20 protein-coding genes are annotated in these 21954 nt (G+C 57.4%); 8 read left to right on the top strand and 12 right to left on the bottom strand.

Going from position 1 to position 21954, the window contains the following annotated elements; all coding sequences use genetic code 11:
- Window positions 1-19 precede the first annotated feature (19 nt).
- Window positions 20-2131 (bottom strand): TonB-dependent receptor family protein, encoded by a 2112-nt coding sequence (locus Q6A51_RS08765; RefSeq protein ID WP_304574582.1) that lies wholly within the window; start codon window positions 2129-2131, stop codon window positions 20-22.
- Between the two features lie 510 nt (window positions 2132-2641).
- Here Q6A51_RS08765 and Q6A51_RS08770 point away from each other — a divergent pair.
- Window positions 2642-4756 carry a TonB-dependent receptor family protein gene (locus tag Q6A51_RS08770; protein WP_304574583.1) on the top strand — a complete coding sequence of 705 codons (2115 nt, stop codon included), beginning with the start codon at window positions 2642-2644 and terminating at the stop codon, window positions 4754-4756.
- Window positions 4757-4857: 101 nt separating this feature from the next.
- The gene (locus Q6A51_RS08775; protein WP_304574584.1) at window positions 4858-5661 is read left to right on the top strand and encodes a hypothetical protein; all 804 of its coding nucleotides are present in this window, start codon (window positions 4858-4860) and stop codon (window positions 5659-5661) included.
- Window positions 5662-5728: 67 nt separating this feature from the next.
- Here the strand turns inward: Q6A51_RS08775 and Q6A51_RS08780 are convergent, their stop codons facing one another.
- Entirely contained in the window at window positions 5729-6130 is a 402-nt protein-coding gene (locus tag Q6A51_RS08780) for a winged helix-turn-helix transcriptional regulator (RefSeq protein ID WP_304574585.1), read from the bottom strand.
- A 126-nt stretch (window positions 6131-6256) separates the two neighbouring features.
- Here Q6A51_RS08780 and Q6A51_RS08785 point away from each other — a divergent pair, with 126 nt between their 5' ends.
- Window positions 6257-7111 (top strand): SDR family oxidoreductase, encoded by an 855-nt coding sequence (locus Q6A51_RS08785; RefSeq protein WP_201017049.1) that lies wholly within the window; start codon window positions 6257-6259, stop codon window positions 7109-7111.
- 226 nt (window positions 7112-7337) lie between these two features.
- Window positions 7338-8162: a class I SAM-dependent methyltransferase gene (locus Q6A51_RS08790; protein WP_201017048.1), complete on the top strand. Its 825-nt coding sequence runs from the start codon at window positions 7338-7340 to the stop codon at window positions 8160-8162.
- Between the two features lie 69 nt (window positions 8163-8231).
- On the opposite strand, the gene Q6A51_RS08795 is transcribed toward Q6A51_RS08790, so the two are convergent.
- Genes Q6A51_RS08795 through Q6A51_RS08810 form a run of 4 tightly spaced genes read right to left on the bottom strand, consistent with a single transcriptional unit; the run spans window position 8232 to window position 11261 of the window.
- Window positions 8232-9137 carry an aminotransferase class IV gene (locus Q6A51_RS08795; protein ID WP_304574586.1) on the bottom strand — a complete coding sequence of 302 codons (906 nt, stop codon included), beginning with the start codon at window positions 9135-9137 and terminating at the stop codon, window positions 8232-8234.
- A gap of 11 nt (window positions 9138-9148) precedes the next feature.
- Complete coding sequence (locus Q6A51_RS08800) at window positions 9149-9919, bottom strand: amino acid ABC transporter ATP-binding protein (protein WP_304574587.1); 771 nt, start codon at window positions 9917-9919, stop codon at window positions 9149-9151.
- Window positions 9920-9934: 15 nt separating this feature from the next.
- A complete protein-coding gene (locus tag Q6A51_RS08805) occupies window positions 9935-10597 on the bottom strand; it encodes an amino acid ABC transporter permease (protein ID WP_304574588.1) in 663 nt (220 codons plus the stop codon).
- 1 nt (window position 10598) lies between these two features.
- Window positions 10599-11261, bottom strand: a complete 663-nt coding sequence (locus Q6A51_RS08810; protein WP_201017045.1) for an amino acid ABC transporter permease — start codon at window positions 11259-11261, stop codon at window positions 10599-10601.
- Window positions 11262-11461: 200 nt separating this feature from the next.
- Here Q6A51_RS08810 and Q6A51_RS08815 point away from each other — a divergent pair, with 200 nt between their 5' ends.
- Window positions 11462-12853 carry an MmgE/PrpD family protein gene (locus Q6A51_RS08815; RefSeq protein ID WP_304574589.1) on the top strand — a complete coding sequence of 464 codons (1392 nt, stop codon included), beginning with the start codon at window positions 11462-11464 and terminating at the stop codon, window positions 12851-12853.
- Window positions 12854-13015: 162 nt separating this feature from the next.
- Here Q6A51_RS08815 and Q6A51_RS08820 read toward each other — a convergent pair whose 3' ends face one another.
- The 6 genes from Q6A51_RS08820 to Q6A51_RS08845 form a co-directional block, all read right to left on the bottom strand.
- Window positions 13016-13855, bottom strand: coding sequence for a transporter substrate-binding domain-containing protein (locus Q6A51_RS08820; RefSeq protein ID WP_304574590.1), 840 nt, complete (start codon window positions 13853-13855; stop codon window positions 13016-13018).
- Between the two features lie 131 nt (window positions 13856-13986).
- A complete protein-coding gene (locus Q6A51_RS08825; RefSeq protein ID WP_304574670.1) occupies window positions 13987-14742 on the bottom strand; it encodes an ABC transporter permease in 756 nt (251 codons plus the stop codon).
- A 5-nt stretch (window positions 14743-14747) separates the two neighbouring features.
- On the bottom strand, window positions 14748-15947 hold the full coding sequence (locus Q6A51_RS08830; protein WP_304574591.1) for an ABC transporter substrate-binding protein: 1200 nt from the start codon (window positions 15945-15947) through the stop codon (window positions 14748-14750).
- A complete protein-coding gene (locus Q6A51_RS08835; protein WP_304574592.1) occupies window positions 15913-16758 on the bottom strand; it encodes an ABC transporter ATP-binding protein in 846 nt (281 codons plus the stop codon). The genes Q6A51_RS08830 and Q6A51_RS08835 overlap by 35 nt, the downstream gene beginning before the upstream one ends.
- Complete coding sequence (locus Q6A51_RS08840) at window positions 16755-17834, bottom strand: acyl-CoA dehydrogenase family protein (protein WP_304574593.1); 1080 nt, start codon at window positions 17832-17834, stop codon at window positions 16755-16757. Before Q6A51_RS08840 ends, Q6A51_RS08835 begins: the two co-directional genes overlap by 4 nt.
- Before the next feature lie 22 nt (window positions 17835-17856).
- Window positions 17857-18417, bottom strand: coding sequence for a carboxymuconolactone decarboxylase family protein (locus Q6A51_RS08845; protein WP_201000507.1), 561 nt, complete (start codon window positions 18415-18417; stop codon window positions 17857-17859).
- A 103-nt stretch (window positions 18418-18520) separates the two neighbouring features.
- Between Q6A51_RS08845 and Q6A51_RS08850 the strand changes: the two genes are divergently transcribed.
- The 3 genes from Q6A51_RS08850 to Q6A51_RS08860 all read left to right on the top strand — a co-directional run bounded on the left by Q6A51_RS08850 (window position 18521) and on the right by Q6A51_RS08860 (window position 21831).
- Window positions 18521-19432, top strand: coding sequence for an AraC family transcriptional regulator (locus Q6A51_RS08850; protein ID WP_201017039.1), 912 nt, complete (start codon window positions 18521-18523; stop codon window positions 19430-19432).
- Window positions 19433-19545: 113 nt separating this feature from the next.
- Window positions 19546-20982, top strand: a complete 1437-nt coding sequence (locus Q6A51_RS08855; RefSeq protein ID WP_304574594.1) for a hypothetical protein — start codon at window positions 19546-19548, stop codon at window positions 20980-20982.
- A gap of 387 nt (window positions 20983-21369) precedes the next feature.
- Window positions 21370-21831, top strand: a complete 462-nt coding sequence (locus Q6A51_RS08860; protein ID WP_304574595.1) for a DUF3574 domain-containing protein — start codon at window positions 21370-21372, stop codon at window positions 21829-21831.
- Window positions 21832-21954: the final 123 nt, after the last annotated feature.

A 21954-nucleotide genomic window follows, 5' to 3' on the forward strand; every position in this document is an offset into this window, starting at 1 on the left:
CATTCGTGGATAACGGCGTTCAGAACCGGAACGCCACCCCGGTAGTCACCGAGAAAGCGTCGCCCGGATAGAAATTCGCCGAGTCCTGACCGTTGGCGTTGTAGGCCGTATTGGCGGCAGTCGCGTAACGCTCGTCAGTGAGGTTGCGCAGGTCGGCGAAGACCTCCCACTTCTTGCTCGGTGCCTGGTAACCGACCTTGGCTCCCCAGAGCACGTAGGACGGCGCTTGCCAGCTGTTGGCGTAGTCGATGTAGTAACTCGACGCCGCACGCAGGTTGAGCGAGGCGTAAAAGCCGCTTTGCTGGCGATAGGCAAGCTCGGCCTGATAAACCTGGCGCGGCAAGCTGGGCAGTTCGTTATCGCCAAAGGTGTCGTCGTGGCGGTAATGGAAATCGTTGAGGGTGTAGGCCTGGCGCAGGTCCAGAGTGTCGCCGTTGGCACCCGACCAGAGCAGCGCGCTCAAACCGGCCTCGATACCCTGGTGGATGGTCGGGCTGGCATTGGAGGTGGCGGTGAGCTGATCCTGAGTCGCAGTGGCTTGCCGCACCACCACAGTCAGCAGCTCTTTCTGAACCCAGGAGCGATAGAGCGTCAGGCTGCCATCGAAAATGCCCTTGCTGCCGCGAATCCCCACCTCGAAAGTGGTCGCCTTCTGCGGCCTGGCATCGAACAGATAGGGATTGCCGGTGCTGCCCAGTTGCCAGGTCACCGGCGGATCGATGCTGCGGCTGACATTGCTGAACACCTGGAAATCCGGCGTCAGTTGATAGCGCAGGCCGATGCGTGGCGCGATATCGTTTTCGGTGTATTCGACACTGTCGGGAAATTCGCTGGTGTTGGTGCGGGTGCTGGACTCGATCTCGGCCTTGCGTTTGATGTTGATGAACGAAAGCCCCGAAGACAGCCATAACCGATCCGTCAGTTGCAGCTCGTTGCCGAAACTCAGCACCGTGTCCCGGGAGCCGGTGTAGTTGGTTTCCTGCAACTTGGCGCCAGTGCTGGCGCTGTGGGATTTGACGTCGGCCAGATAGGCCCGGGTGTTGCTGAAGATGATGCTGCTGTCGCTGGGTAAGCCGAAAAAGCTGTCGCCGGTACGGAAATAGCGCAGGGTCAGGTTTATATCCTTGGAACGCCAGTCCTGTGGCTCGACGGCATAGCGCCAACCATTGAGCAACGGGTAATTGTTGTAGGCCGCCCCCACTTCAAACTTGCCACCATCGTCGAAAGTGTAAGTGGTCTTGTTGGCCAGAAACGTGGTGCCGTCCTTGCGGCGTCCGGTGGGCACAAGGTTGCTGCGCGGGTCGTGCCTGAGTTGCTGACGAGTCAGGGTATTGCCGTTGATGAGATCCTCTTCGCGGTACTTGAGGAAAAAGCGCGTCTCCAGTTTCGGGCTGAACACATGCCCGAAGTTGGCCGCCAGACCACGCGCCTCGTTGGAAGCATGATCCTGATAACCGTCGCGCTCGTTGTGCTGGATATTGATGTAGTAATCGCTGTCACCGATCACGCCACCGGTGCTCAACTGCTGCTTGCGATAACCGTAGCTGCCGACCTCGAAGCGGGCGTAATTGCCCGGATCGGTACGGCCGGTCTTGCTGACGAAATTGATCGCACCGCCCAGCGACAGGGCTGCATATTCCGAAGCGTTGGCGCCATACAACACTTCGGTGTGATCCACGGCCTGCATGTCCAGGAAGTCTTCCTGGGTTCCACCGGGGCCAGTGATCGGCAGACCGTCGAAGAGGAACTTGGTCCCCAGCACATAACCTTGATAGAAGGTGTTCAGGCCGGAACCACGGATGGAAATCTTGTTGGCACCACTGCCACTGGTGGCCTGGGCGAACACTCCCGGTTGCAGGGCAAGCACATCCTCGGCACTGCCTGCCTTGCCCTGCTCGACCTGACGGTTATCGACCACTGCGGTATTGCCGGCCACCTTCTGCAAGCGCTTGCGGTCCTTCTGCGCTTCGCTTGCGGCAGTGCCGGTAACCGTCACTTTGCCCAGCGTTGTGCTGCCGGGCTCATCGGCCGCATGGGCAAACGGACCGAGCAAGGCCAGCAGGATCGGCACGCTGGCGGCGCTGCTCAAATGGGGGAAGTAGCGTCCGGTTTGTTGCTTGATCGCCTGCACTGCAAGTACTCCCTAATTTACAGGTAGATATCCAAATAGCCATTACCTGGCCGAACTTGAACAACACCAAAAGTCATGAAAGTTCACTTTGCAGATGTCGTGCCAGCACTTTCTTATTGGTTTTTCTCTATATCGACACCTTTAACAAGCTGGCCAACAGTACAAACTGACCGATTGATGTTGCGCTGCAAACAGTTGAGCAGCCTTAGAGCATCAAAAACCCTTCAAAGGCTCTGGATCAGCAAGATCAAAGGAGCAATCCACTGCAAACAAGTGCAATTCATGCACACTGCAAACAAGTAATATGGATATAACCGCTACTGTTCAGCCTGCAACATCCAGCCGACAAACTTTACGATTTTTAATCACCTGCTTATCAACACTTACAGCCAAACAGCCAACTTCACAGGCTTTTAACAGATGGCACAGAACCTGCTGAAGGCCCATGACTGGCCTGACTATGCCCATAGAACGCCGAGACCTTTTAACGACGAACTTGGGAGATATAAATTGCACGCCACACAACAGGACCGATTGCGCCTGGCCGTCCGCCACGCCTCTTTCACGATGGGGCTGGGATGCGCCTTGCTGATTCCGACCATGGCCTGCGCCGCTGACTCAACGCTGGGGACAGTCACCGTCCAGGGAACACGCCAGTCTGAAGCCGAAAACGCCAGAAGCCAGCTGGCCGAAGTGCCCGGTGGCACCAGCGTGGTCGACAGCGAAGAAGTAGCAAGAGGCCGCACAGCCAACCTGCAAGATACCCTCGGCTACCAGCCCGGTGTGTTTGTGCAGTCCACGGGCGGTAACGATGCGGCGAAAATCTCCATCCGGGGCTCCGGTGCCAATACCTCGCCCGGTTACTTTCGTGAAGGCATCAAGTTCCTGTTCGACGGCCTGCCGATCACAGGGCCTGGAGGCACACCCTATGAATTCCTCAATGCCTCGGGTGTGAACTACACCGAGATCCTGCGCGGGGCGAATGCCTTTCAGTACGGCGCATTGACTCTGGGTGGCGCGGTGAACTTCGTCAACCACAGCGGCTACACCGCACCGGGCCTGCGTCTGCGTGCTGAAGCCGGCAGCTACGGCTACCAGAAGCAGGCATTGAGTGTCGGTGGTGTGGAAGGCCCGCTGGACTATTACCTGAACGTCGACAATTACCGCAATGAAGGCTATCGCGACTACAGCCTGTCCAAGAGCTCCGGCGTGGTTGCCAACCTGGGTTATCGCTTCAGCCCGAAACTGGAAACCCGCCTGATGCTGCGCTACCGCGACGAGTTCCACGACGACCCCAGTGCCACCACCCTGGGTGCAATCAAAAACAATCCACGACGCGCCAGTGCCACGGCCGAGTCCAGTGGCGCTGGCAGCCGCAGGCCAGGCAGCCTGTGGCTGGGCAGCAAAACCCTCTACACCTTCGACGACGATGCACGCCTGACCCTGGGCTTCGCCTATCACGACTATGCCCACAACAATAATCCGAACAGCCCGAGTAACCCCAGTTACTGGGACTGGCATGACCTGAACCTGCTCGCGAGCTACGAGCGCATCGATAACTGGTTTGGCCATGAAAGCCGCAGTTCCATTGCCTTTACCTCCACCCAGCATCTGCGTGGAGAGGTCAATTCGACGACGGCATCGAAGGTTCCGCTCAAGCAGGTCAACTACAAGGACTCCTCCGACCGGGTCATTTCCCTGGGCAATGACTTCAACCTGATCGATCGCTTATGGCTCACCAGCGGCGTGTCATTCATCAATGTGAGGCGCAAGATCAATATCGATCAGGCGCTCAATCCCAACACCACAACCTTTCTCACCCATGAAGACTACGACAACTGGAGCATCGCCCCGCGGATCGGCCTGCGCTACGACCTCAACCCGCAACTGCAAGTGTTCGCCAACTTCAGCCGCTCAATCGATCCACCGGCTTCCTGGGAATACTCAGGTTCCGGCCCGACCACACCTTACATCCGCCCACTGGTAGAACAGAAAGCCAATACCTTCGAGGTAGGCATCAAGGGCAAGGCCGGGATCTTCGACGGCAGCCTGGCGCTGTATCGCTCATGGATTCATGACGAGCTGCTGAACGTCCAGTTCATCGCCGCAACCTCGACCTCCGCAGCCGTGACCGGTGCCTTCAATGCCTCGCCGACCATTCACCAGGGCGTGGAAGCCGGGCTGAATACCCGGCTCTGGGAAAACCCTCAGGGTGACCAGTTGCGCTGGCGTCAGGTGTACACCTGGAACGACTTCCACTACCGCAACGACGAAACGTTCGGCGATAACCAGTTGCCGGGTATTCCCAGCCATGTCTACCAGGGCGAGTTGCAGTACCGGCATCACGGCGGCGTTTACACCGGTGTGAACGTACAATCGGCCTCGCGCACCGCTGTGGATTACGCCAACACCTTCTATGCGCCGTCGTACACCATCTGGGGAGCAAACATCGGCTACGAAGCCCCCAAGGGCGACTGGAAAGTTTCACTGGACCTCAAGAACCTGGCGAACAAGGCCTATGTCTCGGCAGTCACGCCGCAGTACAACGTGGCCGGGGCCGATACGGCGTCGTTGTATCCGGGGGATGGAATCGGGGCCTATGTGGGGTTTGAGGTCAGGTATTAAGCTTTGACTGTTGCCAGGCGCTCTGGACTGAGAGTTATCAAACCTATAGGTTGAGAATGCCGACGAAGGCGCCCGTCCATAAAGCACCAGGGAAGGACATCTTGAACCTCATCAGCCTCGACGATTTGACGACTCAGAATATTCTGGACATATGGGCACTGGCCAAACAGCCGCCTGCGCATATTGAAGGGAACGTCGGCTGGTCATTTGAAGGAAATGGTATTCGTACCCGCACGACCTTTATCCAGGCGTTCAGGCAACTGGGCCTGGATTATATCGAGCTGCCGAATTTCCTGAAAACCAGAGAGCGGCCTTGCGATCTTGCAGGCTACCTCGACCCTTTCTATTCGCTGTATGTCATCCGCGAATCCAGCCACGAAAAACTGCAGGCGTTTGCGTCGGCCAGCAAAAGACCGGTCATAAACGCCATGTCCGCTGTGGGCCATCCCTGCGAAGTGTTATCAGACGGTTTTTACCTTCACTCCCGATTTGGCGATATCCGGAATATCAAAGTAGGCCTATGGGGCCCGACCACAAACGTCATGAACTCATGGCACGAACTGGCCCAATCGCTGGAAATGGTCGTACACCACTTTTGCAGCGAAGAGTTTCATCAGGAAAAACCCCATGTAATCTTCTCGGCCTGCGCCGATGCAAAGATAGACGTCCTGTTCACAGACTCCTGGCCTGCCGGCTATTCAGATACCAAGTGGTCGCTCACCGAAAAACACCTGACCAGCCTGGGCAACCCTGTCCTTCTACCGACACCACCCTTTTACGTGGGAGAAGAAATCAACTTCGATCCTGTTCACTACTCTGGCTTTGCGGGTTATGAGCAAAAGCGCTTTTTGTTGCAGGTTCAGCGGGCAGTTATTGCATATGTCATGGGCATCAAACACCACTGAACAGGATTACAGTGCCTGCGAGGCGACGCCTGTTACTCGCCTCCCCCACATCCGCCAGCAACCCTCATCATTCCGAGTTCTTGGCCAAACTCCGCTGATCAAAACTTTTACGTGCCTGCTCGATTGTCGCCTGATGTGTTCTGGCCCAGGAAGCAAGCAGTTCCAGTTGAGGCCTCAGTGAATGACCAAGGTCGGTCAGTTCGTAATCCACTCTTGGAGGCACGGTCGCGAAGGCGGTGCGCGTGACCAATCCATCTCGTTCAAGACCTCTTAGCGTCAGGGTCAGCATGCGGTGCGAGACACCGGCAACCGTGCGCTGCAAGGCGTTAAAACGCATTGGGCCGTCCGACAGGATGCCTACGACCATGACCGTCCACTTGTCGCCGATGCGGTCAAGAATATTACCCAGCGCTTTGCAGCTTTCGGCATCGTGCTGACCGTCTGCCGAGTCATTTCTGGCTAAGGACATAGATGGGTTTCCTGCTCCATTACGAACATTTTTGTTACTGACGCACGTGTCTGTGCGTTCTTGCAAAGCCGTTTGCATTCAAACAGATTGCACGAACATTTTGTACGTATAGAGTCTGGAGAGCACATGAAAATTGGTATCAGCGGCGCAAGTGGTCATCTGGGTCGGGCTGTTCTGCAGCACATTACCGACAAGAACCCGGGTGTGAAACAGGTGGGGATTTCCAGGACACCACATTCATTACCCAACGATGTGGAGGGGCGGCTGGGCGATTACGACCGTCCTGAAACCCTCATATCCGCGTATGTCGGTCTTGACCGGTTGCTGATTATCCCAAGCGTGGATTTGCGTCCGGGTGTCCGGGCTACCCAGCACGTCACAGCAATCGATGCGGCAGTTGCCGCAGGTGTGAAACATATCGTGCTGGTGTCGGCGCTGGGCACTCGCAAGCAGGAAGAACCTGCCAACGGTGCGTCCTACTGGACTGCCGAACAGCACCTGATCAAGACCGCGCCAGCCTGGACGATTGTTCGCATGAGTTACTACGCTGAAGCCTTCGCTCAGGAAGTCCGGATGCAGGCCGCCGCCGGGGTACTGACCGGCCTTGGTGAAAGCCGTGTGTCCTATGTCTCGCGAGACGATGTTGCAGCAGCACTCGCAGGCGTATTGACCAGTGACGGCCACATCGGAGCCATCTACTCAGCGACAGGCCCCAAAAGTATTACCAGCGCAGAACGTGTCGAGGCAGCGACGTCATTGACTGGAAAACCATTCGGTTTTGTCGTACTGCCCCAGGAGCAACTTAGTGCAGGCCTGAGCCAGGCGGGCTTACCGGAGGACGTGATCAACGTGGTCATCAGTATTCAGCAGGATTTTGTGCAAGGCGCATTTGATGTTGTGACGGGGCACGTGGAGCATTTGTCCGGTCGAGCCCCCAGGTCGCTGCAGCAGGTTCTGGGTGCGCTTGCAGATAATGCTTAGAGCACGGTCTGTGTAGGACCGGATTTATCCGGGAAGCCGCCTGTACATCCGCCGCATCTCCTGGATCAGGAAGAATGTCTTCCCGGATGAATCCGGCCCTACAGCCCTGCGTAAAGCACAGCCTTACAACCCGCCCGGTTCTATCCTTAGTGTCATAAAGTCTAATTTGCCTGATCGATCTGCCGGTACAGTCAATACCGGTACTAGACACATTCTAAGGACGATCATGAACGCCAGGATTCTTGCTTTAGGCTTTTCCACCCTTCTCGCTTCATCCTTCAGCCAGGCGGCTGCACCCGATACCTCGATCAGTGATGCGCAATACAAGAGCGTGCTGGAGGGTTCATGGAGAGCCAAGGAAAACAGCGTGCGCGACGGTTATCGTCATCCGCAGGAAACCTTGAAGTTCTTCGGTTTGCAGAGCAATCAGACAGTGATCGAGATCACGCCCGGTGGCGGTTGGTACAGCGAGATTCTTGCACCCTTGCTCAAGGATCACGGGCATTACATTGCAGCCCTGCAAGCGCCCTCCTCGGGTGACTATTACAAGAAAGCCGCCGACGGTCTGAAGCAGAAATTCAAGACCGATCCGGAGCGCTACGGCAAGGCTGAATTCATCGAGTTCGATCCAAAGACCCCTGTATTTGGCAAACCCGCCTCGGCCGACCGGGTCCTGACATTCCGCAACGTGCATAACTGGGTACTTGCCGATGATGCGCCGCAAACATTCGCGGCCTTCTTCAAGGTGCTGAAACCGGGCGGAGTGCTGGGTGTGGTCGACCACCGCGCCAAAGACGGCACCGACCTGGAAAGCATCAAGAAGAGCGGCTACCTGCCCACCGATTACGTGGTGAAACTGGCCACCGATGCAGGCTTCAAACTGGAAGCGCAAAGCGAGGTCAACGCCAACCCGAAGGACACCAAGGATTACCCGGCGGGCGTCTGGACACTGCCACCGGCGTTGAAACTGGGTGAACAGGACAAGGCCAGGTATGTGGCGATTGGCGAGTCGGACAGGTTTACGTTGCGGTTTGTGAAGCCGGCGAAGTAGTCAAATGGCAGGTAGCTTGCTGGCGACGTCGCGGGCAAGCCCCCTCCCACAGATACAGGCACAGCTAACCTACCCCTCCAGATAACGCTGATAAAGCCCATTCAACCGCTCAATAACCCCTCTCTCCCCCGAACCAATAACCCGCCCATCAACCGTTTTCACCGGCGTGATCCCGGCCAGTGTGCCGGTCACAAAAGCTTCGTCCGCGCTATAAACCTGCGCGAGGGTGAATTCGCCTTCATGCACCGTGATACCGTTTTCCCGAGCAAGGCGTACCAGCGTCTGTCGGGTGATGCCGTTGAAGCAGCAATGGGCGGATGAGGTCCACAGCTCGCCCTTGCGCACGATGAAGAAGTTGGTGGAGTTACAACTGGCGACGAAGCCACGGCTGTCGAGCATCAGGGCTTCGTCGGCTCCGGCATGCAGCGCCTGCAGCAAGGCCTGGATAAGGTTCAGGCGGCTATGGGAGTTGAGGCGCAGGTCGAACACGTCCGGCGTGCTGCAACGATAAGTCGAGGTGAACAACGTAATGCCGCGGGCCTTGGCCTGTACATCGACGACTTTGTATTCCGCCACGCAGACCACGGTTGCCTTGCCGATGATGAAGCGCGGGTCTTGATTGGGGGTGCTTTTGCGTCCACGGGTAACCATCAGGCGCAAATGGGCACCGTCGGTCATGCCGTTGATGGCCAGGGTGTCCCAGAGCACTTTTTCGACTTCGGCACGGCTGAGGCCGATATCCAGATCGATACTCAAGGCTCCCTCGAACAGCCGATCCAGATGCGCCTGCAATGCAACCAGACGGCCCTTGACCAGCCGCAGTCCTTCCCACACGCCATCGCCGCAGACAAAACCGGCATCGAATATCGACACCTTTGCAGCATCGCGATGCACGAACTCGCCGTTGAGGTAAACCTTGACGTCGGCATTGCGCGGATCGGGCGCATAGGCCTGGCTGCTGGTGGTTGAAAGCATGGATATCTCCGTTAGAAAGAGCGCTCGGCAAAGCGGGCAAGAAATTCCTGGGTACGAGGCTGCTGCGGTGCCTTGAGCACCTGGTCGGGCGTGCCCTGTTCGTGAATCACGCCGTTTTCGAGAAACAGCACACGCTCGGCAAAGTGATAGGCGAAACCCAGTTCATGGGTTACCAGCAACAACGTTCGGCCCTCATCAGCCAACTGGTGAATCACACGCAGCACTTCGCCCACCAGTTCAGGGTCCAGGGATGAAGTAGGCTCGTCGAACAGCAACACCTCGGGCTCCATGGCCAGCGCACGGGCAATCGCCACGCGCTGTTGCTGGCCGCCGGAAAGGCGTCCTGGATAGACATCGCGTTTCTCGGCCAGACCGACCTTTTCCAACTGGAAGATGGCCTGTTCACGGGCTTGCGCCGTCGAAACCTTCTTCACCGAGATCAGCCCTTCCATGACGTTTTCCAGTACCGTCATATGCGGGAACAGATTGAATTGCTGAAACACCATGCCGACCCGCTCACGCACCGCACGTAACTGCGCCTCGGCATAAACCCGCTCTGCGCCTCGATCTTCACCCAGCAATACGCCATCCAGTTCGATCTCGCCGCTGGTAGGTATTTCCATGAAGTTCAGGCAGCGCAACAAGGTGCTTTTACCCGAACCACTGCCGCCAATGATCGCGATACGCTCGCCACGGCGCACCTCCAGGTCGATGCCTTTGAGCACCGGCTGGTCGAAGCGCTTGTGCAGTTGGCGGATGCGAAACAACGGTTGTTCGGTCATGAGAGCTCTCGACAATCAACGAAGCGCCAGGCGGCGCTCGATATGCGCGGCCAGGAAGCTGAACGGCCAGATCAGGCAGAAATAAAGCAAGGCGACAACCGTCAGGATTTCCAGCGGTCGATAGTAGCTGGAGCTGAGCAAGCGCCCCTGATACATCACCTCGGTGACAGCCAGGGTCGACGCCAGTGACGTGACCTTGACCAGTTCGATCATGCGATTGGTCAGTGCCGGCAGCATGCGCTGACAGGCTTGCGGCAGAATCACTCGCCGTAACGCCCTCGCCCGGCTCATGCCCAATGCCTTGGCACCTTCCCATTGCCCGCGCACTACCGATTGCAGACCGGCACGAAATATCTCGGCGCAATAGGCGGCGGTATACAGACTCAGGGCCAGCGCCGCAGCAAAAAACGGCGAGAAGCGCACACCCAGCAGCACCGGAAATGCGTAGTAGATCCAGATCAACTGAATCAGCACCGGTGTGTTGCGGAACACTTCGATAAAGGCAATCGCCGGCAAGGTGATGCGCTTGAGTGGTGACAGACGCGCCACGCCCAGCAGCAGACCGACCGGCACGCCGATCACCGCTGCCATGAGGAATAACTGAAAGGTCACCTTGAGCCCGCGCATCAGCACCGGCAAATTGTCGATGACGATCTGGAAGTCCCACTGATAATCCATTTCAGGCGCTCCTGGCCAAGTGACGCTCAAGACGCTGGCTGGCCAGACTGGCGACAAACAGCACGCTGAAATACATCACGGCGATCACGCTGTAGACCTCCAGAGGTCGAAAGGTTTGAGTATTGATCTGCATGGCCTGGTACAGCAGCTCGGCATAGGCCAGCGAAGACGCCAGCGCGGTGGTCTTGACCAGCTCGAAGCTGCGCTCCAGAAACGGCGCGAGCATGCGCCGCAAGGCCTGGGGAAGAATGATGCGACGCAGAATGCGGGCCTGAGTCATGCCCAGTGCCCTGGCACCTTCCCACTGCCCGCGCTCCATGGACGCAATGCCGCCGCGCAGCACTTCGGCGTAGAACGCACTGGATTGAATCGACAGTGCCAGAACCGCGGCCATGAACGGCGACAGGCTGACCGGCGCCAGTACCGGCAAGGCATAGAAGAACCAGAAGAAATGCACGATCGCAGGTGTATTGCGATAGAAACCGATAAAGGCCATCGCCGGGTAGCGCAGTAACCGGCTGGACGACATGCGCAGCACGGCCATGAACGCGCCTGCAAGGACACCAAAGAACAGCGATACCAGGGCGATATGCAAGGTGCCAAGCAGCCCGTCGACGAGCAAGCCGGTGTATGGCCATATCGCCGAAAAATTCCAGGTGTACACCGGTGTTCCTCTCCTGGGGATGCCCCTTCAGATCTGAATCGCAGCGCTCCCATGGATGAGAGGCCGCGCATGATAAGCGGCGGATAACCCTGACCAAAAGTAACCGTTATCTCTTTGCTTATGCCTTTTTGATCTTGAGGTGCTTCTGCCACAAAGACCTTTAACCGGTAGCCTTCGCTGTTTTGTGCGCCGAGATTTTCATGGCTGACGTATCGATGACTCGCACCCTTGCGCAGTTCGCTTTCGACCTGAAACTGGACAACGTTCCCGACGCCTTGCGCGAGCAGATCAAGCTGCATTTGATCGACGCGCTGGCGTGCGGCCTGGCCTCGACCCGCAGCGAACTGGCGAAAGCCTTCGAGAAACACTGCGCCGAAGAATATGCGCCCGGTCCCTGCGCGCTGCTGGGCAGCTCGTTACGTCTGGCCCCCGTGGGTGCGGCGCTCTATAACGGCATGGCAATCAATGCACTGGACCATGACGACGGCCTGGAAATCGATGGCCGCGGCATGGGGCATCCGGGTGCCAGTCTCGTGGCAGCAGTGCTAAGCGGCATCTGGCAGCGCAAGGTGTCGGGTCGTGAACTGCTGGAAGCATTGATTGCTGCCTATGAAATCAACGCGCGGGTAATCGTCGCCCAGCAGCCGGGGATCGAGCGTTTTCGCCAGGTATACGGCGTCTGCCAGCATCAGGCGCTGGGCGCTGCGGTGGCCTACGGCAAGCTGATACAGCTTGACGCTGCCGGGCTGGAAAATGCCATGGGGCTGGCGGGAACCCTGACGCCGCTGCCAAGCCTGCGCAAGTACAACTGGGATAGCCGCCCGCTGGTGTCCTTCAAGGATTTCACCGCGCCGGCCGCAGAAGCGGGTGTGCGAGCCGTGCGCCTGCATCAGCAGGATTGGGTGGGAGCCAAAGCCGTGCTTGATGGTGATCAGGGGCTGTGGCGCATGCTCGGCTCGGACCGCTTTGATGCTCGATTACTGACAACAGAACTGGGCAGTGACTGGCTTGCTGCCAATGCCAGCCTCAAGCACTACCCGGCCTGTCGCTGGATACATACGGCGCTGGAGTCCTTCGAGCACTTGCAGCAGACGCAACCTTTCGAGGCGTCAGCCATCACCCGGATACATGTGCTTACCGGCACGACTCAGGCGCGTGATTTCATGGACAAGCGACCGGCAACCGAAGTCGATAGCCAGTTCAGCCTGCCCCATACCCTGGCCTGTCTGGCGCTGGGTATTGCCAGATATGACTGGCATACCCACGCGACGCGCAATGACCCGCACGTGCAAAGCCTCGCGGATCGAGTGGTTGCCGAAGTGGACCCTGTGCTGGACAAGCTGATGAGCGAAACACGTCGCCCTGCTGGCCAGGTACACGTGCATCTTGGCCAACAGATGCGGATCGGAAACCGGCTGGATTACCCGTTGGGCTGTCGACAGCGCCCACTCGGTACAACTCAAGTGCTGAGCAAGTTTCGCCAGTACGCTGCACTGAGCAGCCCCGCCGAGACAGTGGAGTCTGTCCTGGCCGGGCTATTGGCGCTTGAGAACTGCGAGGATGTCGGGACTTTGCTGCAAGGCCTTTTATAGACTTGGTGGCGATCAGTTAAGGCATACATATCAATTGTGGGAGGGGCCTTGGCCGCGACGACCTGCTGACAGGCAACACATTTTCAGCGCCTGAAACCAGGCTGTCGCGGCCAAGGCCTCTCCCACGGATTGTGTTAACTGACTGGCATTACTTTTATAGGCTCAATTGCCGACCCAGTGCTCCTTGACCACCGGTGGCACTTTGCTTGGGTCAACGCCGCGCAAGCGCAGGGCGTCCTCGTAGTACTTCTGGGTCGCACCGCTTTCGTACAGCCTGGCGAATTCCTTGCCGACGAAATCGCGGAAGGTCTTGTCATCCTCGTAGCGCACCGCACCACTGGTGCTGACCGACACGATAGGCGTTGGCAGAATCAGAGTGCCCTTGCGCACCTTCGCCTGTTGCAGCGCCAGCGCCGGGTGGAAATACGAAAGGCCATCGACACGCCCCGCATAGAACGCCGCGACGCCTTCATCCATATTGGTGTAGCGCTCCAGATGGGCCTTCTTGAATTTCTTGCTGAGAATCAGATCCGGGCTACTGCCCTGAGTCACGCCGATGCGCACATCGTCACGGTCCAGATCTTCCCAGGTGGTGGCCGTCAGACCATCACGCAACAACACGCCCTGGGCGTACCAGAAGAACGGCTGCTCGGGAAAATCCACGGCCTTGCGGCGCTCTTCAGTGGGGTCCAGCACCAGCATCAGATCGATCTGCCCGGCCTGAAGCGCAGCAACGGAATTGCCCCAGGTGGTTTCCACAGTCACCAGCTTCACGCCCAGATCCTTGGCGATTTCCTTACCCACGTTGTAACCGATGCCATTCCATTGTTCGGTAGCCGGGTCCTTGAAAAACCAAGGCTCGCCCTGAGCAACACCAATGCGCAGCTCACCTGAATCGTGAATCTGCTTCCAGGTAGAACCTGACTCGGCAGCCTGGGCAAAGGAAACAATCGATAGCAGCGCAGCGGCAAGGACGTGCGCGTAGAAACCTGGAGACTTCATTGAGGGTGATCCTGTTGACGATGGCATTGACCCGTGTGGGCTTGCAGATCATGTCAACTAAGGAAGCTCGCTCAAAAGAATTAATAATCAGGTTTTAATTTCTTTTTTGCATAAAAAACATCATTCCTTGGTCAATGCGCCCACCGCCGATGCAGCCCCCTCGCCGCCGCATCCAGCATGAACCCCAGCACACCGATCAACAGCACCATGGCCATCAACTCCGAGTACGCCAGTCGATCACGGGTATCGAGGATGAAGTAACCCAACCCGGCGCTGACACCAAGCATTTCGCAAGGCACCAGCACGATCCACAGGATGCCGATGGACAATCGGGTGCCGGTCAGCACGTGACCGAGGATGCCCGGAATGATGATCCTGCGCAGGGTTTCCCATCGCGTGGCGCTCAGGCTGCGGCTAAGTTGCAGCCAGCGTGGATCAAGCTGTCGTACGCCTGCCACGGTATTGAGCAGGATCGGCCAGACGGCGGCAAAGGTCAGCAGGAAGTAGATCGGCTGGTCGCCAACGCCCATCAGCATCACCACCACTGGCATCCACGAAAGCGGCGAAATCATGCGCAGTAACTGGAACGCCGGATTGGTTGCTGCCTCCAACGTCCGGGAGCCGCCAATCAGCAAGCCCAGCGGGACACCAATCAGCAGCGCCAGCAACAGCCCGACGAAAATCCGCTTGAGGCTCACCCCTATGTGTTCGTACAGCTCAGCCCGCCCGAGCAGTTCCCACAGGCTGGCAAAAGTCGACTCCGGCGAAAAGCGCTCTGACAGCCCGCCTGCTTCACCAAAGACGCTGACGCCCAGCCACCAGAGTGCAAGCAGGCATAACAGACCGGACAGGCCTAAAAGCGCATGCCCGGTGGTTGAACGTTTCACCTCGCTCAAAAGCCGAACTCCTCGGTACGCTCGAAGTTATTCGCCAGCCCGAAGGTGTTCAGGCCGCCACTGGCCTCGATGCTGTTGCGTACAAAGCGGTCGTCCACCAGGTCCCGCGCCGCAAACTTTGGATCGAGATTGGCGAGAAAACCCTTGTCGCCCTCGATCAAAGTGTCCTTGAGACGACGCACCAGTTCTTCCGTGTAGCTGGGGAACGGATAAGGCTGGAAGTCGATGCGATGTTCGTCCCACTGCGTATGCTGGATGGCACCGCTGGCCAGATAACCCTGTCGCTCGCTGGCCTGTGGCGCAAGCACCCGGTCCAGTACCGATTGCGCATGGGGCGTGTAGCGGTTGGTGCCGTCCTTGGAAAGCAGCTTGGCCGCTTCGGCACGGTTATCTCGGGTCCAGGCCTGGGCCTGAACGATGGCGTTGACCACTTTCTGCGACCACTCGGGCCGGTTGTTCAAATCATGCTCGTGCATGAACACCACGCAGCAGGCGTGATTGCGCCAAAGATCGCCGGTAAAGCGCTGGATGCGCCCGACCTTGAGGTCTTCGGCAAGGGCATTGAACGGTTCGGCGACGATGTATCCGGCAATCCGCTTGCTCGCCAGGGCTGGCGGCATATCGGAAGGTGGCAGCACGATCAGGTTCACTTCGTTGGCAGCCAGCGTGGCAGTGGCCGCCTTGCTCACCGGCACCAGACCGTTGTCACGCAGCAGGCTCTGCAACACCACGTTATGCACTGAGTACCAGAACGGAATGGCCACCGTCTGCCCGCCCAGTTGCCGGACCTCGTTGATCTGCGGCGCAACGGTCAGGCCTGAGCCACCCACATGGTTCCAGGCAACCACCTTGGCCGGGACCTTGCTGCCATAACGTGCCCAGACGGTCATTGGCGATAACAGGTGAATGACGTTGACCTGACCGGAAATGAAGGCCTCGATCACCTGCGCCCAACTGCGCAGCAGCACGGGACGTTCGGCCTTGATGCCTTGGGCCTCGAACAGGCCATTGTTGTGAGCCACCAACAATGGCGTGGCGTCGGTAATCGGCAAGTAACCGATGCGAACGGGCGCATCCGGCTCGGCAGCCGCCCTCGCCTCCAGGCTGTTGAGCAACGGCAAGGCACCGGCTGCAGTCAGCATGGCGCTGAGTTTCAGAAAGTCACGACGTGTGTGAGTGAAATCGTCCAGGCACATGGCCATTCTCCGGCAAATCCAGCGATTGAGGGTTACGTTGCTGATTGCGGCTCGCCCGCCGAAGGGTTTTGAGAATATCGATACGCAGAGCGCCCAGTTCATCCACCAGCTCGGCACGAGGCTGAGGCAGTTCGATGCGCCACTCGCCGAGAACCCGCGCCGGGGTTTTGCCCAGTAGCAGGATTCGGTCGGAAAGCAGCAGCGCTTCATCTATGTCATGGGTAATCAGCAACGCCGCGGTGCCATGCCGGGCGATGACCTTGAGCAACAGTTGTTGCATGTCGGCACGGGTGACTTCATCCAGCGCCCCGAAGGGCTCGTCCAGCAGCAACACTTGCGGCTGACGTGCCAGGCAGCGCGCCAGTGCAGTACGCTGCGCCATGCCACCGGAAAGCTGCGCCGGGTAATAACTGCGAGCATGCTCCAGGCCGACTTCACCAATGGCCTGATCGATACGCCCCTGACGCTCGCTGTCTGTCAGTTGCGGCTGACGGGCAAAGTCCAGGCCGAAGGCGACGTTCTTTTCCAGAGTCAGCCACGGCAACAGGCTCGGGTCCTGGAAAGCCACTGCCACTCGCGGATGAGGACCTTGCAGCGGCTCGCCAAGCAGGCTCACCGTGCCTTCGCGAGGTGCCTGCAAACCGGCCAGCACACGCAACAGGCTCGACTTGCCGACCCCGCTCGGACCAAGAATGGAAACGATCTCGCCCTTGGCCAGTTGCAGATCGAAGTTCTCAAGCACGTTTTGCCAGCCATTGTCCCGCTCGTAGCCCAGAACGATGGCCGATGCCTGCAACAGAAGTCGACTCATGCGGCGTTTTCCTCGGCCTGCCGGCGCAGCTCGGCCCGCAATTGCACCAGGCTGGGCGTGACAATCGGCAAAAAGGCCGACTCACGCCAACGCCGCGCAAAAGCGCTGCCGTATTCACAAAGGAAAGCTTTGCCGCCACTGGCCTGAAGCTCCAGTTGCACCGCATTGGCGGCAGACTCGGCCAAGGCAATGCGCAAGCGAAACAGCGCGGCGGGTTGAGTCAGAAAACGTCCATCGAGCAAACCACGCTTGAGGTCATTCACGGCGCTTTCCAGCTGGAGACGGTATTCGTCCAGCTCGCCACGCAGCACAGAACGCGAGCCTTGCAGATGACTGTCGACTTCCTTGAAGGCCCGTCGGGCCAGACCAATCGACATCCCGCATTGCAAACCCAGAAACGCCGGCCGCACCGCTGGCAGAAATTGCCGCGCATCTTCATGCAGCAGCCAGTCGTTGCTCAACTGGACGTCCTTGAAATCCAGGGCCGCAGTGTTGGTCGATTGCAGCCCCATCAATTGCAGATCGTCCGTGCGGTACAAACCGCTGACCGCTTGCGGAATCGCCATGATAAAGGGCTTGCCACCCTGCTCATGCTCAATGGCTGCGGCCACCACAAACCCGCTTTTGCGCAGGTTGGTGACCCAGTGCAGGCGACCGTTCAGTTGCCAGTTGCCGTCCTGTTCATGAGCACTGACCTGCAGCGTCTCGATGCCCGACAGAAACTTCATGGCATTGGAAAGACCGGTAGCTCCCGCCAGACCACCACTGAGCAAATCCGGCAACAGACGCTGACGCAATCCCGCATTGGGACTGTGCAGCAAATACTCGATAAAAGCCCGCTGCCCCCAGAGCACAAACGCGGCGGCCAATGAGTGACCGGCGACTTCTGCGACTTCTGCGACGGCTTCAACGGCATCGCTCAGGTCTCCTCCACTGCCGTCTTGAGCCGCATCAATCCCCACACCCAGCACATCTCCCACCACCAGTTGCGCCAGCACCTGTTCCGGGTCAAGGCTGCCAAGGTCAAGCGCATTGGCATGTGTGTCCAGCCATCGGCCTGATTCGGAGTCGAGCATGATGTTTCTCCCGTGCCGCTTATTAATGTTCAGGGCCTTGCCACTGGTACTGGGCCAGTTCAGGGTTGAGCGGGGTTCTGGCAAAGACATTGGCAAAGTTGCACAAGGTCGCCAGGCTGACGCCCAGAATCACTTCCAGCGCATGGCCCTGACTGTAACCGGCGGCCAGGAACGCTTCATAAGTGCTGTCGCTGACATTGCCGCGAGTCGCAATGACGGCGCGGGTAAAGTCAGCCAGTGTTTCGAGCTTTTCCTCAGGCAACTCGCTGCGCTCACGCAGGGCATCGACGACTTCCCTTGGCAGCTTTGCCTTGTTGAGTGCCACTGCGGTATGGCCTGCCACGCAAAAACTGCATTCATGGGTCGTGGCAGCAATCAGTTGTACGACTTCCCTTTCGGCCAGACTTAGCTCAGCCTTGGCGTTGAGCCCCGAAACGGTAAGGTAGGTTTCCAACGCCGCAGGTGCATTGGCAAGCACGCCCAACAGATTGGGAATGTACCCGGAGGCCGCCTGGGCTTTTTCCAGAAAAGGCCTGGCCGCTTCGGGAGCGCTTTGCACGGAGTGAACAGTGACACGAGACATGGAGTGGACTCCTTGATACAAGATGGGCCCAAGTCTGTTGGTTATAAGAATTCCGATCCATATTCTAAAGTCGCAATTACTTGCTCCTGAGTGTTTCCCTTAGATGATTTCATCAAGTCCTGTTATCGATTGGTTATTAGAAAGCCTGGAACTGGATGCCAGCCTGTTCCACGTGGGCCGTTACTGCGGCGGCTGGCATGCCAGTACCCATGGCATGGCGCGGACCAGTTTCCATCTGGTGGTTCAGGGCAATTGCTGGCTGCATATCGAAGGGCATGAACAGCCGAAACGGCTCGATACCGGCGATGCGGTATTTCTGCTGCGCGACCTGGATTATCGGCTGTCGAACGAAGCACAGCCTGAAGACGCCCGCAGCCAGCCGCGTATCGAGATGCAGGCACTGAACAGCACTGCAACCGATGGCGTCGGGCTGGTCTGTGGTTTTTTCCACTTTCAATCGGGCCTGTCGTCACTGCTGATCGAGGCGCTGCCCGACTGGCTGATACTGCGCGCCGACGAACCGTCCTCCGATGCCGCTCGCAGCCTGTTCCAGTTGATCCTGCAGGAATGCCAGCGACTACCGGCACCCTCCTCGTCAATCCTCGAACGCCTCAGCCACCTGCTGTTTCTGTACGTACTGCGCCAGCACGTTGCCGACAACCCGGCACTGGGCGGCATGGTTGCCCTGGCCAGAAACCCGGCGTTTGCAGGCCTGCTGGCAAAAATGATCGAACACCCGGAACAACCCTGGGGCCTGGAAAGCATGGCCGCCTGCACCGGCCTCTCACGCTCGGCCTTTTTCAAACGCTTCAACGAACTGGCCGGCCAGTCACCGGGCCAGGTACTCCTCGCCCTGCGCATGCGCCACGCTTGTCAGTTCCTCAAGGCGAACAAGACGGTTGAGCAAGTGGCGACTGCGGTGGGGTATCAATCGACTGCGGCGTTTACCCGAGCGTTCAATAAGGCGATTGGCGTGCAGCCGGGGGCTTATCGCAGGCAGCATGAGGGGGGTTGAGGGGATAGTTCTTTGTTGGAAATCTGGCTTGGGATGAACAGAGTAGTTATTGTATGGCGCTGGTCTCAGGAAAGACGATGCACAGTATCGGAAAACTAGTGGAGAAGTAAGGCATGCCGATAAAATTTCAATATCTGATTTCTAAAAACATGTATCTCCCCTCGTCGACCGGCTCCCTTTTTAGTTTTCTCAGGGCAGGAGTGAGCGTTACACTGAATAGTCTGAGCGAGGACAAGAAAACAAACGCGAGACAGTACGAACAAACCTTGCATCAGGAAATTGAACGTTTACGTACACTGAACGCTAATGGACGTATTGATCGGAGCAAATTATTTCAAGCCTTTTTCCTGCATCACTCATCCAGAGTCAGTAACGGTGTGCATAGCCTGCAACAACTGAGAGAGCGTCTGGAGCAATGCATGGCTACTGCTTTGAGCGAAGTAGACGAACGTGTTCGTAACGACATGTCCCGGCTCAAGGCAAATATCAAATGCTTGCCGGTCAATGGAAATAACACTCAGGACATTGTACTTGAATTAAAAGGTGAAAAGGCCTGGACAACCGATAAGGAATTAGTGGGTACGATATTTATCGATAGCGACGGATTCGTAAAACTAGAGCACCAGCCAGCAGAGGCCAAAAATGCTGTCTATTGTCGGCAGGACCTGGGTTCAAGAGAGTATGTGCGTTTCGAGAAGAACGGCAAAGTCTTCTTTGTCCGGCGTTACCTGGTAAGAGGCATCAACCAATCTGACTCGGAGAACCTGTCGAGCGCTGATAAGTCAAAGCAGGTTATGAAGGCAGTTCATAATCAAGACTTCACCAGCGACGAAAACAAACACTATCAGGGTCAACGTGGAATACAGAATGAACTCAAAACCCTGATCAGCCATACACGCGGCTGGCGCAAGCGATATATCTCTGCTACCACCACCAACAAATCGGTATTTTCAACGAAGGGAAAGGAGTTCAGGAGTGTTTTCGGCTCCGTCATCATTGATCTTGCCTTCGTTCCTGCCAAAGACATCTACGACCTTCACTCGCCTGCCGCAGCCGGTGCGTTCGCAATCTGGCAGGGCGATATCGTAGACTTGCCTAAAGTAATCGACGCAGGCAAGGCACATACCAAGGCCAAAGGCAGCACCACTCTGGATGATGAGCGGCAGTTGGCTATGCTGGATGTTATTCGAACCCGTGAAATACTGATCAAGGGAGAAGTACCGGCAGCCGCCATCCTGAAAAACAATAAGGGACAGTTGATAGTCGGCGTGCCTGAAAAGGGTTATAAGCAAACGGTTTATAACGCTAAGGTGATAACCAAATGGGCTGACGAAGGTATCGACGTAGCGGCATTGGAAACTGAAACGCTGAGCTACAGCTGGCATAACTTTTACTACACGTTCTACCGTTTCACCTCCATTGCAAGCGCCGACAATGCGTATCAATTGGCCAATAAAGTCCTCTCTCCTGATCTTGCAGCCATAAAACTTGATGAATTTGAACCCACCGACAAAGATAAATTACTCAATATCTACTCCAGAAACGCATGAAACGGCGATGGTGTGCGGCAAAGGTGCCGGTCTGCTGAAGTTTTGCCAGTACGCTGAGGGTCAGGCAGGTGCCGTTCGTTCCAGGCGCAGGCTTCGGGTTGCCTTGGTTTGTCGCTGACGCCATGTCCGAGCCTGTGCCAGGCCACCAGATGGAACCAGCACTTGCCATTGCTTACGCCATAGGTCCTTGTTGCCGCCGCTGCCGTGGCAGAAAAACACTACGCTCCTTTCAAGTATTGCGGTGTCCCTGGCGCAGCGCTGGTAATCGGGAGGTAGTCTGGTTCGCTTATTCTTTTTGATTCAGGAAACAGGTTTTTTATTATTTCTAACCATTACCCCCGCTTCTTATAGTGAGCCTCTTTATTGATGCCACTACAGGAATCCCTGATGTTGCCACGCTTGTTACTACCTGGCCTGTTGATGTTGCTGGTCGGTTGCACTGCCTCCCCCACACTTCCCGTTCATACGACCAATCCGAGCACTTCCACCTTGCAGGGCGACAGTGGCCGTCCACCGCAAGCGACCTGGCTGCGCACGGAGTTGTATTTTTCGTTGGGGTTGCTGGACAGCGAGAAGGATCAGGCCAATGTGGCCCGCTGGCGGGAGTTTCTCGACAAGGAGGTCACGCCGCGTTTCCCTGATGGTTTCACTGCCCTCGATGCCTATGGCCAGTGGCGCGACAAGGGAGCTACGCAGCCAGAGCGGCTGAACACCAGGGTAATCGTGATCCTGCATGAAAATACGGCGAAGAACCGCGAGAACATCGAGGCTATCCGCCTGGCCTGGAAGCGCATCACAGGCGATCTTTCAGTGTTGCGCCTGTCACAACCGGCAGAAATTTCCTTTTAAGCGATCGCCTCGTATCAACGTACATATTCACTTGTGGGAGAGGCCTTGGCCGCGACGACACTCATACACTCAACTCTGATGCATGACCGTCGCGGCCAAGGCCCCTCCTACGGTTTTCACACT

The sequence above is a fragment of the Pseudomonas serbiensis genome, from assembly GCF_030580745.1.
Taxonomy (GTDB): Bacteria; Pseudomonadota; Gammaproteobacteria; order Pseudomonadales; family Pseudomonadaceae; genus Aquipseudomonas; species Aquipseudomonas serbiensis.

Coding starts and splice junctions, on each gene's coding strand:
- Q6A51_RS08780 (WP_304574585.1), bottom strand. CDS start 6,130: ATGTCCTTAGCCAGAAATGACTCGGCAGACGGTCAGCACGATGCCGAA.
- Q6A51_RS08785 (WP_201017049.1), top strand. CDS start 6,257: ATGAAAATTGGTATCAGCGGCGCAAGTGGTCATCTGGGTCGGGCTGTT.
- Q6A51_RS08790 (WP_201017048.1), top strand. CDS start 7,338: ATGAACGCCAGGATTCTTGCTTTAGGCTTTTCCACCCTTCTCGCTTCA.
- Q6A51_RS08795 (WP_304574586.1), bottom strand. CDS start 9,137: ATGCTTTCAACCACCAGCAGCCAGGCCTATGCGCCCGATCCGCGCAAT.
- Q6A51_RS08800 (WP_304574587.1), bottom strand. CDS start 9,919: ATGACCGAACAACCGTTGTTTCGCATCCGCCAACTGCACAAGCGCTTC.
- Q6A51_RS08805 (WP_304574588.1), bottom strand. CDS start 10,597: ATGGATTATCAGTGGGACTTCCAGATCGTCATCGACAATTTGCCGGTG.
- Q6A51_RS08815 (WP_304574589.1), top strand. CDS start 11,462: ATGGCTGACGTATCGATGACTCGCACCCTTGCGCAGTTCGCTTTCGAC.
- Q6A51_RS08820 (WP_304574590.1), bottom strand. CDS start 13,855: ATGAAGTCTCCAGGTTTCTACGCGCACGTCCTTGCCGCTGCGCTGCTA.
- Q6A51_RS08830 (WP_304574591.1), bottom strand. CDS start 15,947: ATGTGCCTGGACGATTTCACTCACACACGTCGTGACTTTCTGAAACTC.
- Q6A51_RS08835 (WP_304574592.1), bottom strand. CDS start 16,758: ATGAGTCGACTTCTGTTGCAGGCATCGGCCATCGTTCTGGGCTACGAG.
- Q6A51_RS08840 (WP_304574593.1), bottom strand. CDS start 17,834: ATGCTCGACTCCGAATCAGGCCGATGGCTGGACACACATGCCAATGCG.
- Q6A51_RS08845 (WP_201000507.1), bottom strand. CDS start 18,417: ATGTCTCGTGTCACTGTTCACTCCGTGCAAAGCGCTCCCGAAGCGGCC.
- Q6A51_RS08850 (WP_201017039.1), top strand. CDS start 18,521: ATGATTTCATCAAGTCCTGTTATCGATTGGTTATTAGAAAGCCTGGAA.
- Q6A51_RS08855 (WP_304574594.1), top strand. CDS start 19,546: ATGCCGATAAAATTTCAATATCTGATTTCTAAAAACATGTATCTCCCC.
- Q6A51_RS08860 (WP_304574595.1), top strand. CDS start 21,370: ATGTTGCCACGCTTGTTACTACCTGGCCTGTTGATGTTGCTGGTCGGT.